A 16,253-nucleotide genomic window follows, 5' to 3' on the forward strand; every position below is an offset into this window, starting at 1 on the left:
GCGCATGTGATCGCAAGAAGAGTCATCACCGTGGCGCTGCCGGCGGGAGGATTGCCGGCGATGAAAAGCGAAGTGGGCTGGAAAAGAGACTTGCAAATGGCGCGCCGGGACCGTATTTCAGCACCGGTCGCGCCAAGCCCATGGGGCGCGGATTTGTGCGGTTGTAGCTCAGTTGGTTAGAGCGCTAGATTGTGGCTCTAGAGGTCGGTGGTTCGAATCCACCCAACCGTACCAGTCCCCTTTGATCACATGCCTGCAACACATTGATAATGCTGCCGCTTCTGGTGAGTGCATTTCCGTGCGTCGCCACGCGCCTCATGGCGACAGTCTTACGCTCCGCCCTTCAGGCTTTCCAGCCATTGCGGCATGCAACGCTCCAAGGACTGTTCCAGGGCGATTGCCTGATAGCCAAAGCGGGCGTGGAACTGGCTGGAATCAAGCATGGAATTGGCAGGCCTTTTGGCTGCAGTGGGGTAATCGTCTGTAGTAATATCGAGAACCCTGGCTACAGGCCCGCCATGCCGCGCGCTGACAGCAAAGATCAGCCGGGCAAAATCCGCCCAATTCATGGACGCAGGCCCGCTAAAGTGGAAGGTCCCCCATTCGGCATCTTGCGGCCGCTCATGGACTTTCTTTGCTGCGGCAATAAGGGCATTGGCGATTTCCCGTGCATCCGTGGGATTGCCGTGCTGATCGCTGATGATGGAAACTTCGTCCCTTTGAACTGCCAGGCGCAGCATGGTTTTGGGGAAGTTGGAGCCGGTCACGTCAAACACCCATGCGGTTCTTACAATGACGTGACGGGCGTTGGTTTTGCGGACGGCTTCTTCACCGGCCAGTTTGCTTTTCCCGTAGATGCCGGCTGGCGCGGTCGGATCATCCTCAACATAGGCTGTGGTTTTGCTTCCTGAAAAGACATAATCGGTGGAGACATGCAGCAAGGGAATGCCGCGGCCTGCCGTTGCCTTGGCCAGCAGTTCCGGGCCGTTTGCATTGACCGCGAAGGCAGCTTTGCTGTCGCCCTCTGCCCGGTCTACCGCCGTATAGGCAGCAGCATTGATCACAACGTCGGGTTTGTGTTCATCAAGTGCCGAAGCGATGGTGTGGTCATCGGTGATGTCGAGACCGGGCCGTCCCAGGCAAATGATATCACCATCTCTCTTTGCCGCTCCCCTTGCCAGGGCGTTTGCCACCTGACCTGATCGGCCTGCAACGAGTACGCGCATTATGAAGCCTGTTTTGCGCTGCCCAAACGATCACCGGAATAGCGCTCCTTGCGAAGAGGTTCCCACCACCATTGATTGGCGAGGTACCAGTCCACCGTTTTGGCCAGGCCGCTTTCAAAACTCTCCAGCGGTTCCCACCCAAGTTCAGTTTTGATTTTGCTTGCATCAATCGCATAGCGCCGGTCATGGCCGGGGCGATCTGAAACAAAGGTGATCAGATCGCTGTAGGGCCGTCCGGAAGCACGGGGTTTTCGCTTGTCGAGCAAGGCGCAAACAGCCTCCACGACGTCAATGTTTTGCTGTTCGCTGTTCCCGCCGATGTTGTAGCTTTCGCCGGGTTTGCCGGTTTTTACGACGGTTTCCAGGGCCCGGGCATGATCTTCCACAAACAGCCAGTCGCGAACGTTTTTTCCGGAACCGTAGACCGGCAGGGGTTTTTCTTCCAGGGCGTTGATTATGACAAGCGGAATGAGCTTCTCCGGAAAATGATAATATCCGTAATTGTTGGAACAGTTCGAGATTACGACCGGCAGGCCATAGGTCTCGTGCCAGGCGCGCGCCAGATGGTCGGAAGATGCCTTGGAAGCCGAATAGGGCGAGGAGGGTGCGTAAGGGGTTTGTTCAGTGAACAATCCGCTGTCGAACGGCAGGTCCCCATAAACCTCGTCAGTGGAGATGTGGTGAAAACGGAAGGATTTTTGCCGGTCTTCCGGCAATTCGCGCCAGTATTCAAGCGCTGCATTGAGCAGTTGAAAGGTGCCAAGGATATTGGTTTCGATAAACTGCGAAGGGCCGTCTATGGACCGGTCCACATGGCTTTCTGCCGCCAGATGCATCAGCGCATCCACATCGTGGCGGCGCATGATTTCAAGCATGGCTTCGCCATCGCGGATGTCCGCCCGCTCAAAGCTGTATTGGGCGTTGTTTTCAATTTCCCGCAGTGAGGTCAGCGTGCCCGCATAGGTCAGGCAGTCGACGTTTACTACAAAGTCGCCGCTGGTTCCCACGAGATGCCGGCAAACTGCAGATCCGATAAATCCGGCACCGCCGGTGACAAGTACTTTCATTGCACGCCCTGGCAACCGGCCGGTTTCATGGGTTGAACTTCGTGCAAACACGGGGCGTTTGCGTCTTTTTCAGACAAGGTGAATGCAACGCCGATATCGGGCCATTTTATTGAAAGGGCCGGGTCGGCATAATGGATGGAGCGGTCGTGCGCGGCCGAATAGTAATTGTCGACCTTGTAGGCAATCTGGGTGTTATCCTGCAGAGTGACAAAACCATGCGCAAAGCCGGCGGGGATGAATATCTGGTTGCCGGCTTCGGCGGTTAGTTCAATCCCGGCCCATTTGCCATAGTCGGGGCTTTGCGGACGAATATCGACCGCCACATCGAAAACCGCCCCTTCCAGAACACGCACGAGCTTGGCTTGGGCAAGGGGAGAAATTTGAAAATGCAGGCCGCGGAGCGTGCCGGCCCTGGCAGAACAGGAATGATTGTCCTGAACAAATTCCTCCGTGATACCCGCTTCGGCAAATTGCTTGTGGTTGTAGGTTTCGCTGAAAAAACCGCGGCTGTCTGAAAAACGCTCCGGCCGGATTTCGAATACCCGTTCCAGACCAAGCGGCCTGACGGCAATCACAGCGCGTCCCCCGCGGCAATCTTGTGCAGGTATTTTCCGTATTCCGACTTGCCCATTGCCTGTGCACGCCTGGCCAAACACTCCCGGCTGAGAAAGCCCTGACTGAAGGCGATTTCCTCCGGGCAGAGGATGTTAATTCCCTGGCGGTGCTCCAGGGTTCTGACAAAGGCCGAGGCCTCGTGCATCCCGTCAAAGGTTCCCGTGTCAAGCCAGGCATATCCGCGCCCCAGCTTCTCCATATGTAGATCACCGCGCTCCAGATAGGCGCGGTTAACATCCGTAATCTCAAGTTCACCCCGTGCCGAAGGCTCGACGTGTGCAGCAATGTCGACAACATCATTGTCGTAAAAATAAAGGCCGGTTACTGCCCAGTTGGATTTTGGAACTTGGGGTTTTTCTTCGATTGAGACAACTTTTCCAGACTCAGGGTCGATCTCCGCTACGCCATAGGCCCGTGCATCGCTGACCTGGTAACCGAAGATGGTAGCGCCGTTGTTTCGCTCTCTTGCTGCCCGGCATTTTGCCGAAAGCCCGCTGCCATAAAAAATGTTGTCGCCCAATATCAGTGCAACCGGATCTGCGCCGATAAAGTCCTTTCCTATAATGAAGGCTTCCGCCAAGCCGCGCGGATGAGCCTGTTCGCCATAGTCAAGATTAATGCCGAATTCAGAACCATCACCAAGCAGCGCCCGGAAACCAGGCAGATCGCGCGGGGTGGAGATCACAAGAATTTCCTGTATCCCGGCCAGCATCAGAACGCTCAGCGGATAATAGATCATCGGCTTGTCGTAAACCGGCAGCAATTGCTTGGATACAGGCAGCGTCAACGGGTAAAGCCGTGTGCCCGCGCCGCCTGCAAGAATAATCCCTTTCATAGGTGCCCCGGCTATTCCAATGCCAAAGTTGTCGTCACGTCTCGGCTGGAGACGTCAGAAATGCGCTTCATATTTTTCCCATCAGCGATGCCGCCAGGAAGCTCAATTGCCCTGGAAAAGTCTGGCGGAATATTCCTGCCCGCATGATCCGGTAGGGTCTTAGAAAAAACGTGCTCTTTCGCAGCGCGGAAAACTCGTCAAGCACCTGGCAGTTTTCTGCCGGAAGCAGATGCCTGACCCTTTGAAGCGCTTTCAGATTGGTCTCGTTCCAACTGCGAAAGCGGGACCTGAGAACCAGTTTCAGGCGCATCATCCTGGCGCGCCAGGACGCGTTTTCGCCAATGAGATTACCACTGTGCTGGCGGTATTGCGTGAGCGGTTCCTCATCGTATCTAACCCTTCCGCCCAACGCGGTTACAAGGATGTACGCCCACCAGTCGTGACTAACGAACTGCCCGTCGACAGAGTGCTGTCTGAGCGCTGTCATCGCAGCACGGTTCATCACGATCGTATTGCCGGCTGCGATGTTTTGAACGATGGCATTGCGGAATCCAGGCGGGCGGGAGAACCGGAGAGAGAGGCCGCGCTCCCGTCCGGCATCATCGATTATCCGGGTTCTGGAGCAGTGCATGGCGGGCAGGTCTTCGGGCTGGTCGTTCAGCCATGCTACGGCGCGAGACAGCTTGGTTGGTTCCCAGATGTCGTCCTGATCGCAAAAGGCAAAATACTCGGCATCGATGGCATCATTCAGGATCAGCGATAGAAAGTTGGCTTTGCAGCGGGCGAGCAAAAGTTCGACGTCGCCGCCTCTGCCACAGGGCAGGGACAATTCGGAATTTCGCCTTATGATTGCAAAATTCCCCTTGGACCAGCGTCGCGCTGCCTTGTCTGCAATGGCAATGGTGTTGTCGGTAGAACCATCGTCTGACAGCCAGACATCAATCGCCGGATAGGATTGGCTGGCAAGCGAAGCCAACTGGTCCTGCAGGTACTGACCTCCATTATATGCAGCAAGAAGAACTGCCACTTTCCGCATCACCCCAGACTGCACGACTCGCCCTTGCTGGCTCGGTGCGGCAATTCTGCGCACCAACACCAAAAAGTTTAACCTGATATTGCTGTGATTACTGAAGGGTCTGAAAAATAACAACAACAGAAAAGCAAATATCAATATAAATGTAAAAGATTTGACACAATGCCAGTTGTAAGAATCTGTAAATTATCAGAGTTTGGCGCCGATTTTCAATGGATGCAATGTATGCGGGCAGTTGGTGCACAGTTGGCTGTACAGCGTTCGCATGCACATTGAGCAAGAATGAATGAGTGACGGCAGATGTCATCAAAACCCTGGGTGTCCGTGGTCGGTGTTTGCCGGCGTCTGTCTCCTCTGGGCAGGAAATGCCGTTCCGGGTTTGAACAGGTAATAGGGCGGCGTTTTGGCGGATAAACCCAAACGGAGACCTGCAGCTGCAGCCGGCAGAAAACCTGTTGCCAGCAAAGACAGGCCAGCAGGCAATCCGGTTACAAAACGGCAGGGTGCAGGCAAGTCTGCACACAAGTCCACGGCACGAAAACGGCGTATCACCGCCGGCAGCAAGCGCACCTGCATTCTGGTACTTGGCATGCACCGTTCGGGCACCAGCGCGCTGACGCGCGTGGTGTCGCTGATGGGGGCTACCCTGCCGAAACGGTTGATGGGAGCGGGCGGAGGCAACGAGGCCGGTCATTGGGAACCCGAGCGTCTGGTCGCCTATCACGACCAGATGCTTGCCGAGCTAGGATCCGCCTGGCATGACTTCAAGCCACTTGATCTGAAAGCCGTATCCGTTTCGCGCCGCGAGGCGATGACGGCCGACATCCGGGAAATTCTCGAAGAGGATTATGGCGATGCGCCGCTGATCGTGGTCAAGGATCCGCGCATCTGCCGCTTTGCGCCGTTCTTCAGCCAGGCGGCAGGCGAGGCAGGGTATGACGTCGCAACCGTCCTGACCTTTCGCAATCCGCTGGAAGTCATCGACTCGCTGATGGCACGGCGCGACAATTGGCCGAAGACATATGACACGCAGGACGCGGCCCTGTTGTGGCTGGCGCACAATCTGGAAGCTGAAAGGGCTTCACGGGAATTTCCGAGAGCCGTTGTTTCCTATGACGGGCTGATAGGAGACTGGAAGAAGCCGGTTTCGGCGATCGCCGCCGCACTTGAAAATCCGTTTGCCAATGCGTTGGACGACGTGGAAGCAGAGGTCTCGGCCTTCATCGATGAAAGACAGCGCCATCATACCAAAAGGCAGGAGGACGTGCTGCTCGACCCGCGCACCGCAGGCTGGGTATCGGACTGCTATTCGGCGCTGCGGGCACTGGAGGCTGGCCGGAATGTATTGAAGGCGAAGGCAGAACTCGACCGCGTCCACGCCGAATTTATCACCACGCTTCCCGTGCTGCAGCAGACAGTCGAGGCCCGGCGTAAAACAGCGCAGGAAAAGCAGGTGCTGGATGAACGCCTTGCGAGGGTTGAGGCCGAAGCGGAAGAGAAGGAGCGGATCCTTGCTGAACACGCCAACGTGCTGGAGCGGGAACGGGATGGCAGTCATGGCCGGGTTCAATCGCTGACCGCCGAAGTGGCGCAAGCGAAGAAAAAGATTGCGCAGCTGGAATGTGAGGCATCGCAAGCACGGGCCCGGCGCGATGCCGCCGGGGAGGACGCTGCCCGCGACCGGGAAAAAGCCCGGGCAGCCGAAGCGCGCTTCTCCCAGGCCCAGGCGGAAATCGCAGACCTTCGACGCGAGATTGCAGCCAGGGAAAAACTGCTGGCCGACGAGCGCCAAACTGCGGCTAAGCTGCATGAGCAACTGACAGCGGAACTGGAAACCGAGCGGGCTGAAAGACAGGCTCGGGAACAGCAGACCGTGAGCTTGCAGGCGATGTTGGCCGAAGAGCGCTCGCAAGGCGAGGCACGGATCGCTGAACTGGAGAAAATGGCAGCGGAGAAGGATGCCAAGATTGGTGATCTGGAGCGGGACGGACAAGAAAGCCAGGCGCACATCACTGGTCTGCAGCAGGAGGTTGAGGAGAAAACTGGCCGCATCGCTGGCCTGGAACGGGATGCCGCGGCGAATGCTGACCTGATTTCCGGTCTGAAGCAGGAGGTCGAGGAGAAAACAGGCCGCATCGCTGGCCTGGAACGGGATGTGGAACACCGCTCACGCGAGGTCCGGGCCGCCCATACCCGGCTGCAACAGGTGACGCAGGAGTTCAGAAATTCCACCTCCTGGAAACTGACGGCGCCGCTGAGGGCGGTGAAGTATGTTGGTATTGCTAGCTCAAGTTTACCCAGAGCGTTGACGAGAACGGCCCGCGTAACGCTTACCGCAGTCCGGTTTGGTGGCGGTGTACGCGCTACCATCAGAAAAGTAATGCGGACATACAAAGCAGAGGGCCTTGAAGGACTTCAATGGCGTTACCGCGTTGCCAAGGAATTAAAACCCTCCGACGTTGCCCGAGTCAAAATTACACGCTCGATACATGACCCGTCTGGAGCCTGGATTCATAATGAAGGAAAGCTTCTTCCAAACGAGGAGAAAATCGCAGGGAGCTCTGAATTTTCTGTCAGTGAGGTCAAGCGAAAGGAGCTTGAAGCGCATGATACCTTTGAGGCGCGAAAGCGTGCTTGGAAATACGGTACTAACAACAGTCCATTACTATCTGCGAATGTATTTGGCCGACGATTACAGGATGCCATTCCAAACATTGAAAAAGGGCTGGTTCTGTCGGTAAGCCATGACAACTATCGAGAGGTTGTGGGTGGTGTACAATTATGCGTTCAACTCGAAGAGCGGCAATTTATCAATGATGGTTTCGCATATCTCAACGTGCATCCCCGCGAACCTTCGCCTTCGCTTGCAGAGTCTAGCAATGTCGAAGACTTTGTATTTGCAGTGGTGGCGAACGGCAGAGCGATAGGCGAGGTAACCGCATCATCGCTCATTGAAGAAGTTAAGAAACGTCAAACGGGTGATGCTGAGACGCACTGCACGATCCACGCATTGCTGGGTCATTCGCCAGAGGTGATCATTAATTTATTACATTCGCTGGGCGCGCAAACGACACTTTTTTGGATCCATGACTACTTTGCGCTCTGCCCCAACTACAACTTGCTTCGAAACGACATTTCGTTCTGTGGCGCGCCTAGTCTACATTCCAACTCATGCAATATTTGCCTCTATGGTAGAGAACGTGCAACGCATTTAAAGCGCATTGAACGAATGTTCGATGAAATTGACATCGATGTCATTTCACCATCACATTATGCATTGCAATTATGGAGGCAGAAAACAAAGTTGCGCTTCGGTCACGGGCATATCTTGCCTCATTTGACGCTAACGGACTCTCGGAAAGCTGAGTTGCGTTCTTCTCTCTCTGACGCTGACCCAATACGTATCGCATTCATGGGATATCCGACATATCACAAGGGCTGGCCGGTATTTCTCAAATTGGCTGAACGGTTTGCAGACGACCCGCGATACGAGTTTCATCACTTGGGACAAAAAAACCAGCGTAAGCCTTTTGTAAAATTCATGGAAGTGAAGACATCGGCGGGGAACACCGAAATCATGACGAATGCGCTGGTGACGAAGAAAGTTGATGTGGTCTTGCTGTGGCCGGCGTGGCCTGAGACGTTCTCTTTTACTTTTTATGAAGCGCTGGCCGGTGGGGTTTTTGTGGTGACAAATCCACATTCCGGAAACATAGAACATCAGGTTCGTCAAAATGGCGGAGGTGTCATTTTATCTGATGAGCAGCAGTTGTACAGCGAATTTGAGGGAGACGCGTTGGTGAGTGTGGTGGAGAAACGGCGGGCAAATGGGCTAGTTATTGCGCGACCGCAGTTTAGCCAACTATCTCGCGCGTTTATTGTATAGCTGAGGGGGTGCACAAGGTTTATGTCGGTGCATTGTTTCACAAGCATATCGTTTTCATACCTCAACAGAGCCCGTGTGCTGGGAGCTTCGATTAAGCAATATCATCCCGATTGGAACCTATGGTTACTTGTTTCTGATCGTGCTCCTGAGGGTTTTTCCCTTGATATCGAAAACGAGCCTTGGGATCGACTCGTTTACATTACCGAGCTTCCAATCTCGAATATTGAAGGATGGATGTTCAAGCATGACGTGGTCGAGTTGTGTACCGCCGTCAAGGGCCCATTCTTGGAAGAGTTGCTAAAGACGAATGCCGAGAAAATATTTTACCTTGATCCAGACATTGCTGTTTTGAACAGTCTGGAGCCAATGCTCAAATTGTTGGATGAACACTCCATACTTCTTACGCCACATCAGTTGGAGCCGGACGACGAGCCACAATCGGTTTGGGACAACGAGATATGTTCTCTGGCCCATGGAATCTACAATTTGGGATTTATTGCAATTCGAAACGATGACGTTGGAAAAGATTGCGTACGTTGGTGGTCCAAACGCTGCAAGTCCTTCTGCTACGATGCGAAAGACAAGGGATTATTCGTTGATCAAAAGTGGTGTGACCTCATTCCGGCTTTTTTCGAACGGGTGCACATTTTGCGCGACCCCGGATACAATATTGCAAGCTGGAACCTAAATCGCCGAAAAATTACTGCGTCGAAAGACGGCCAGTTTGTGGTAAACGGCGAATTCCCGATACGTTTCTACCATTTTACGAAGCTCGGCCCGATCGGGGACACGATGACGAGGCGTTACGCCGGCGACAATACGGAGGTGTATGAGCTATGGGCTTGGTACAAGCGCTGTATTGCCGAGGCAACCGATGATCGTATCCCTGACCGCTGGTGGCATTATGGCGTTTACAGCTCCGGGAGCCAAATTCCAAAGGATGCCCGGGTTCTCTATCGTGATAGGGAGGACTTGATTGACCATTTCCCCAATCCGTTTGACTCGTCAAATGGCGGGTATGAAGCTTGGTATAATAATGAAATCCAACAATAAGATGAAAAATTATTTAAATACAGTATTTGCATTATACGAGTATTTACGATGAATATCGATGTAGAAAAAATTAGTCGCATAGATTATCTTGTTCAGGATTGCCACTCGTATTTAAGTTCAGCACCTAAGCTCCATAATTATTTTTGCGAAGATCGGAATCTAAACTCATGGATTAGTAGTATATTTTCAAGAAGGCAAGTAATTAGGCCGGGGGAGGGATTCTCCTATATTAAAAACGGAAAAATATTAAGGGGGAGATATATTTTCAGTGAGGATGATTGTATATATCAAGATTCAATACTTGATGAATCCAAGGAATTGGTTAAAAAATTTTTTGTTTCAACAACAGGCGTTTCTAATCTATGCGAACATGTCACAGTTCCAGAGTTGCCAATTATTTCAATATTTAAGAATGGGTGCCAGAACTATGGCCATTTTTTGCTGGAGATAGCCCCCAAGCTTGTGAATGTGAAATCTGTATTTCCCAATGGCGTAAATCTTGTTGTCCCTGAAGATGCCGCTTGGTCAATTGGAATAATAGAGTTAATATGTGATGTAATTAAGATAAAATGCTATATTATAATTTGCAGAGATGATATTATTTACAGATTTAGGGGTATTTATTTTCATACACCTGTTTCGAAGCACAACACAGAAAAATCAATTACTGCATTAAAGTTATCAAATTTTATTTTGGGGGAATTTGCAAATTATAGGAAGGTATCTGAAAATAATAAGGTTTTCTTTTCTAGGGGCCCTGATGAAAAGAGGCGTGTTGCTAATCACAAAGATCTAGAGCGTGTTTTCTTGGATAGAGGGTGGAAATTGTTTTATCCTGGTGAAGAGAGTTTTCGGCGACAGGTGGAAGTTGCTAGTTCTGCTTCATTTGTTGCAGGTCAAATGGGTGCGGGACTCAGCAATATTTTATTTTCTCCAGTAAATTCGAAGATACTCATGTTGGACAACAGCGGGTATGATTACTTTTTCTGGGACATTGCCTGTTTGAAGAAACTCGAATTCCATTGGCACTATTCCAACCACGTGCAGATGTTTGATTATAATGTCCTGCGGGAGGGGTTCACGGTTGATATAGATAGTCTCTGCAGGGTGTTGGATGAATATTTTTGAGACTTCGGGTTGGCAATAAGGAGCTGTGGAAAAATGGGAATTCTTGATGAAATAGGCCTTAGAAAGGGAACGGATAAATCATCGATTGGCCATGGATATCTGGATATTTATGAAGAATATCTGGAGAGATACAGAAATTTGCAAATAAATATTTTGGAGATAGGCGTTTTTAATGGAAATTCCGTCTCTATGTGGAAGGAGTATTTTCCGCACGCGAATATTATAGGTGTGGATTATGATCCGCGATGCACTGAATATGAGGAAAGCAGGATCAAGATAGTTATCGGAAACGCGAGCGATGAAAAAATGTTGATTGATATCGTTGAAGAAAATGGTGCGCCGACCGTAGTTGTCGATGACGGCTCACATCGTTGGGACCACCAGATATTGGCAATGAAGACATTGTTGCCGCGGATGGCAAAGGGTGGCACTTACATTTGCGAAGATATAGATACTAGTTTTGAGGGGCAACTGGCCCAGGCTCCCTTTGACGGCGGCTCGGAAATCAGGACATTTGATTATCTTTGCGAGATTTCCAAAGTTATGGTGGCCGGTAGCGCCATTGGGTCAGAACCTGTTCATGATGAATTCGTGCGGGAAGCTGGCTCAATGATAAGGTCGGTTACGTTTATACCAAAATCTTGTATTCTTCAGTTGAATTAGTCGTCTCCCAACAGCCACCGGAGTGATGAATGTATTACTCCCTCCTGACCTTCCTCATCCGCTACCGGCGCACGGCGCTGGGGCCGTTGTGGCTGCTGGTCGGGCCGGCATTGTTTGTCATTGCACTTGGCGCGTTGTTTGCCGAAGTCGGCGCAGTCGATATCTCGGTGTTTCTGCCTCATTTAGCCATCGGACTCGTTACCTGGACGTTGATCAACGGATACATAACGGGAGCAGCGACAGTATTTCAGCGCAATCGCGCACAACTGCTCCAGGGCGGCATGGCACAGGAAGACATCGTGCGCACAGAGGTGATTTTGGGTCTCCTGGCCTTTGCGCATCAAATCCTGGTTGTGGCCGGTGTGTTCCTTTACTTCGGAATGTTCCCCCCGCCTTATGCGTTGCTAAGTCTTGTTGGCATTGGACTTCTCATTGCCAACGGCATTTGGACGATAAAAGTGTTTGGGACGATCGGTGCGCGCTATCGGGACTTGGCGGAGATCTTCGGCGCAGTGATGGGGATATTTTTCCTTGCAACGCCGATTATCTGGATGCCGGGGGACGGGATGGGGCGCAGCGTGATGGGCGTCTTCCAGACCTATAATCCTTTCTATCATTTCTTGGAGCTGGTGCGGGCACCGCTGCTTGGCAACACAATCTCACTCTTGAGCTGGATTGTGGTCATCACAATCACCATTCTCGGGCACATGCTGGCCTGGTATTTTGACAAACGCTACGCACGTTTTGTGCCCTTGTGGGTCTAGAAACCATGAAAGCTGATTTGTCCGAACCGCTCATCGGGGTGCAAAATCTCTCGCTTCACGTGCCAGTCGATACAGCAGCGGAGCGCAGCCTGAAGGCAAATCCGCTAAGTTTTGTACGTGACATCTATTTCGGGCGCGCAGCACGCAATGTGGCGACCCTGCTACACGGCCTTTCTTTCCGGTTGGAGCCGGGTCAGCGGCTCGGTCTTATCGGCGCAAACGGGGCGGGCAAATCCACCTTGTTACGGGTACTGGCCGGCATTTATGCGCCCAGTTCCGGCAGCCTTGTTGTGAACGGCACCGCCAAGGGCCTGTTCGACATTTCCCTCGGTATGCATCCCGACGCCACGGGGCTGGAAAACATCTATCTGCGCGGGCTGCAGATGGGGCTCGGGTTAAAAGAAATTCGGTTGCTGATCCCACAGGTGCTTGAGTTTTCGGAGTTGGAGCAGGACATCCGCAAACCGCTTGGCACCTACTCAACGGGCATGCAGCTACGGCTTGCTTTTTCCGTATCCACGATGATTGAACCGGACATTTTGCTACTGGATGAATGGATCGGTGCGGGCGATGCCGGTTTTCAGGCAAAGTCCCAGAAGCGCATGATGGGCCTGGTCGAGGAAAGCCGCGGGCTTGTCATCGCCACCCACAATGCCGGGTTGATGAAATCGCTTTGCACCCACGGTCTGGTGCTGAGCGGGGGGCGCAATGTCTATTACGGCAAGGTGGATGACGCGCTGGCCTTCTTCATGGAGGAGAAGAATAGGTAACCTGCTGATTGCCAGCAGCCGCTGGCCAGCTTGCGGCAGGCGGTTCAATCGGGATGGTTTTGTTGATCGCTGATGTTCGCCCCCCATTCCACCCCCCAGATTTAGGGGATTATGCCAGTCCCTGCATCATGCCATGTTTCGCCCTGGAGAACTTGATGGGGTTGAAACGGCATTGGTGGATCGGCTGGATTTCCTGATTGCCGGGGTCCAGAAGGGCGGGACAACGGCATTGTGGCATTTTCTACGACAGCATCCGAATATCTGTTTCGGTTCCCGCAAGGAATTGCATTTTTTTGACGACGAGACGCGCAATTGGCAGGCGCCAAACTATGATGCTCTGCATCGTCACTACGCGCCAGGAGATTTAAGGGCTGGTGCCGTAATGGGGGATGCAACGCCAATCTATACCTATTGGACGCCCGCCCTTGAACGGATTTATGCTTATAATCGGGATATCAAACTGATCGTCTCGCTCCGCCATCCTGCGGAACGCGCTTATTCGCATTGGCGCATGGAAATCCTGAGAAATGCCGAGACGCTTTCCTTTTCAGAAGCGATCAGGGACGGACGAAAGCGTGTGGCAGAGCAGGCCGAACGCGATGGCCTTCACCGGGTCTACAGCTATGTTGAGCGCGGCTTCTATGCGGAACAGTTGGAAAAGGTGTTTTCCATGTTTGCGCGTCAGCAGGTTTTGATCCTGAAACAGACGGATCTGGCCTGCCGCTTCGGGGCGGTGATGGATGAAATATGCAGCTTTCTGGATATCGGACGATTTCCGACCTATCCGCGGCGCGAGCAGGTCTTCTCGTTCGCCGAAAGGCTTGAGGACAGTTTCAGCGAGGAAGACAGAAGCTATCTCGAGGCGGTTTTTCATGATGACATGAAAGCGTTGAGAGACGTTTACGGTATAAGATTTTGCCGCCAATAGGAGCGAGCAGGCTTGAAAAAACAAATCGTTGCAATTGGCGGTGTTGGGGGTAGCGGGACGCGGGTTGTTGCAAATATTGCGAAAGAAGCAGGTGTATCCATTGGTCATGATTTGAATGAAGCACTGGACAATTTGTGGTTTGCTCTTCTTTTTGTCGATAGATCAATTTTCCCAATGTCGGAATTGGAATTCAGGCAACGCCTTGATATTTTCAAAGCTGTTATGACTGGGGGCCGCTCCCTGACAGCACAAGAGGTTTTTCTGGTCAATCAGGCAGCCAAGAATGACAGAATTCAGCACAGCCAATCCTGGCTTTCTGCTCGCGCGAAGAACCTGTTACAATTTTCGCAGCAATACAACGGTAGAAACAGGCGGGAATATTGGGGTTGGAAAGCCCCAAACACCCATATGTTTTTGGACCGCCTGCATAATGAAATGCCGGAGTTGAGATATATTCATGTGGTCCGCAACGGACTCGACATGGCACTTAGCAAAAATCAAAACCAACTACGCATTTGGGGAGACCTTGTACTCCAAGACGCATCAGAAATTTCACCAAGGAACTCTCTGCGTTATTGGCGGTGGGCGCATGAGCGGGTAATTGAAATCGGTCGCACCATGGGTGCAAAATTTTTGCTGATCCGCTTCGAGGACTTGTGCGATTTTCCAGAAGAAAGCATCGAAACCGTCCAGAATTTTCTCAAGTTAAAATTGGATAAGGATAGGTTTAAGTTATTGAAGGAATCAATAAGAAAACCAAATTCAATAGGAAGATATAATGGAATTGATTTAGACGGTTTTGAATTGGACGACGTCAAATATGTTAAGTCTCTTGGTTACGAAATAAATATATGATGAACTTTAATAATCTCTTGGTCAAAATTTCATTCGCCGCTTCTTTTGCAGCCTTTTGCGCACTCTATGGCAATACTGTTGTGGCTGAAAACGAAGCTGGTGTGGGTGCGCGTTCCAATCACCCAAATCTCATTGTCGTCATGGCGGATGATCTTGGTTATGGAGACTTGCAGCCCTATGGACAGACACGTTTTGCGACGCCCGTTTTGCAGCAAATGGCAGATGAAGGTGTGTTGCTGACCGATTTTTATTCCGGGTCGACTGTTTGCCATCCCGCGCGGGAGGCTCTGCTTCGAGGAAGGCACGCCGGCAGAATATCTCGTCAAGGTAATTCGCAGAAGCCACTAAAAGAAAGCGATGTAACAATCGCTGAAGTGCTAAGGGACAGCGGATACAAAACGGCGATGATAGGGAAGTGGGCTTTGGGAAATGCGGGTTCTGGAGGCGAACCAAATTATCACGGCTTCCAACATTGGTTTGGGCTCCTTTCTCCTGGTGGCATCAGGCGGTATTTCCCCTCAAATCTGGAACGAAATGGCGTAACGGTCTCTTTTCCCGATAATTTTGGTGATCGCGGTGCGTCTTACACCAATCATCAATTGAGAAATGAAGCGATAGAATTCATCGGCAAAAATAGAGGGACTCCTTTCTTCATTTACCTTCCGCTGTTCTTGCCCCATGCGGATATCACCGCGCCTGCCGACACCATCGAAGAATTCTCCGGCCGGTTTCCCGAAACGCCCTATCCGGGCGGGCATTATGTAGCCCAACCCCAGCCGAATGCTGCTTTCGCGGCGATGGTGACGGAAATAGACCGTACGATGGAAGCACTGTTTGGAGCACTCGCCAAGGCAGGAATCGACAACAATACGCTGGTGATCTTCACGTCGGACAACGGCCCGGTTGCGGTGGGCGGCCGCGATCCGGAATTCTTCAACTCAGCTGGCGGGTTGCGCGGCGCAAAGCGTGATCTTTATGAAGGCGGGATCAGGGTTCCCTTCATTGCCCGCTGGCCAGGACATATTCCTGCAGGCCGAACCTCGGCACTACCGGCATCATTTGAGGACATATTTCCCACAATCCTGGATCTTGCAGGACTGCCGGAAAGCAACTCAACAACCGGCCGGTCGATTTGGCCGGCTCTGTCGGGCAGAAAGGAAACGCTTCCCGAGCGGCGCCTTTATTGGGCTTGGGCCGGGCGCAAGCTGTCGGGAGACCCGGGCAAGGCCGGGAATTGGGGCAAACAGGTCTTTGTTGAAGCCGTGCGGTTCGGTCGCTGGAAAGCCCATCGTTTTGACCGGTCTCCTGATGTAGAACTTTATGACCTTCAAGCCGACCGATCAGAGAAGAACAATCTGGCTGTTCAATACCCTGACATCGTCGAGAAAATGATCGGAATCATGGAGGCTGAATTCCGGCCGGACTGATGA

The 16,253-nt window shown here is 52.2% G+C and carries 14 protein-coding genes and 1 tRNA gene; 10 read left to right on the forward strand and 5 right to left on the reverse strand.

What is annotated here, in order from left to right:
* Positions 1-157 precede the first annotated feature (157 nt).
* Positions 158-234, forward strand: a tRNA-His gene (locus tag BVL55_RS02575).
* A gap of 95 nt (positions 235-329) precedes the next feature.
* Here BVL55_RS02575 and rfbD read toward each other — a convergent pair.
* The 5 genes from rfbD to BVL55_RS02600 all read right to left on the reverse strand — a co-directional run bounded on the left by rfbD (position 330) and on the right by BVL55_RS02600 (position 4,914).
* A complete protein-coding gene (gene rfbD / locus BVL55_RS02580) occupies positions 330-1,226 on the reverse strand; it encodes a dTDP-4-dehydrorhamnose reductase (protein WP_075995597.1) in 897 nt (298 codons plus the stop codon).
* Complete coding sequence (gene rfbB / locus BVL55_RS02585; RefSeq protein WP_075995598.1) at positions 1,226-2,293, reverse strand: dTDP-glucose 4,6-dehydratase; 1,068 nt, start codon at positions 2,291-2,293, stop codon at positions 1,226-1,228. The genes rfbD and rfbB overlap by 1 nt, the downstream gene beginning before the upstream one ends.
* Positions 2,290-2,868, reverse strand: coding sequence for a dTDP-4-dehydrorhamnose 3,5-epimerase (rfbC, locus tag BVL55_RS02590; RefSeq protein ID WP_075995599.1), 579 nt, complete (start codon positions 2,866-2,868; stop codon positions 2,290-2,292). The genes rfbB and rfbC overlap by 4 nt, the downstream gene beginning before the upstream one ends.
* Positions 2,865-3,743: a glucose-1-phosphate thymidylyltransferase RfbA gene (gene rfbA, locus BVL55_RS02595; RefSeq protein WP_075995600.1), complete on the reverse strand. Its 879-nt coding sequence runs from the start codon at positions 3,741-3,743 to the stop codon at positions 2,865-2,867. The genes rfbC and rfbA overlap by 4 nt, the downstream gene beginning before the upstream one ends.
* A gap of 67 nt (positions 3,744-3,810) precedes the next feature.
* The gene (locus BVL55_RS02600; RefSeq protein ID WP_156892390.1) at positions 3,811-4,914 is read right to left on the reverse strand and encodes a glycosyltransferase family 2 protein; all 1,104 of its coding nucleotides are present in this window, start codon (positions 4,912-4,914) and stop codon (positions 3,811-3,813) included.
* Between the two features lie 265 nt (positions 4,915-5,179).
* Here BVL55_RS02600 and BVL55_RS02605 point away from each other — a divergent pair, with 265 nt between their 5' ends.
* The 9 genes from BVL55_RS02605 to BVL55_RS02645 all read left to right on the forward strand — a co-directional run bounded on the left by BVL55_RS02605 (position 5,180) and on the right by BVL55_RS02645 (position 16,250).
* Complete coding sequence (locus BVL55_RS02605) at positions 5,180-8,662, forward strand: hypothetical protein (protein WP_075995602.1); 3,483 nt, start codon at positions 5,180-5,182, stop codon at positions 8,660-8,662.
* Positions 8,663-8,737: 75 nt separating this feature from the next.
* The gene (locus tag BVL55_RS02610; RefSeq protein WP_244530569.1) at positions 8,738-9,715 is read left to right on the forward strand and encodes a hypothetical protein; all 978 of its coding nucleotides are present in this window, start codon (positions 8,738-8,740) and stop codon (positions 9,713-9,715) included.
* A gap of 48 nt (positions 9,716-9,763) precedes the next feature.
* Positions 9,764-10,843, forward strand: coding sequence for a glycosyltransferase family 61 protein (locus tag BVL55_RS16210; protein WP_083649325.1), 1,080 nt, complete (start codon positions 9,764-9,766; stop codon positions 10,841-10,843).
* A gap of 33 nt (positions 10,844-10,876) precedes the next feature.
* A complete protein-coding gene (locus tag BVL55_RS02620) occupies positions 10,877-11,506 on the forward strand; it encodes a class I SAM-dependent methyltransferase (RefSeq protein ID WP_075995605.1) in 630 nt (209 codons plus the stop codon).
* Positions 11,507-11,535: 29 nt separating this feature from the next.
* Positions 11,536-12,270, forward strand: a complete 735-nt coding sequence (locus BVL55_RS02625; RefSeq protein WP_075995606.1) for an ABC transporter permease — start codon at positions 11,536-11,538, stop codon at positions 12,268-12,270.
* A gap of 5 nt (positions 12,271-12,275) precedes the next feature.
* On the forward strand, positions 12,276-13,040 hold the full coding sequence (locus tag BVL55_RS02630) for an ABC transporter ATP-binding protein (RefSeq protein ID WP_083649326.1): 765 nt from the start codon (positions 12,276-12,278) through the stop codon (positions 13,038-13,040).
* Between the two features lie 133 nt (positions 13,041-13,173).
* Positions 13,174-13,968, forward strand: coding sequence for a sulfotransferase domain-containing protein (locus BVL55_RS02635; RefSeq protein WP_075995608.1), 795 nt, complete (start codon positions 13,174-13,176; stop codon positions 13,966-13,968).
* Positions 13,969-13,980: 12 nt separating this feature from the next.
* Positions 13,981-14,823 (forward strand): sulfotransferase, encoded by an 843-nt coding sequence (locus BVL55_RS02640; RefSeq protein WP_075995609.1) that lies wholly within the window; start codon positions 13,981-13,983, stop codon positions 14,821-14,823.
* On the forward strand, positions 14,820-16,250 hold the full coding sequence (locus tag BVL55_RS02645) for a sulfatase-like hydrolase/transferase (RefSeq protein WP_083649327.1): 1,431 nt from the start codon (positions 14,820-14,822) through the stop codon (positions 16,248-16,250). The genes BVL55_RS02640 and BVL55_RS02645 overlap by 4 nt, the downstream gene beginning before the upstream one ends.
* The last annotated feature ends 3 nt before the right edge of the window (positions 16,251-16,253 follow it).

Origin of the sequence: Salaquimonas pukyongi, from assembly GCF_001953055.1 — a bacterium.
Taxonomy (GTDB): Bacteria; Pseudomonadota; Alphaproteobacteria; order Rhizobiales; family Rhizobiaceae; genus Salaquimonas; species Salaquimonas pukyongi.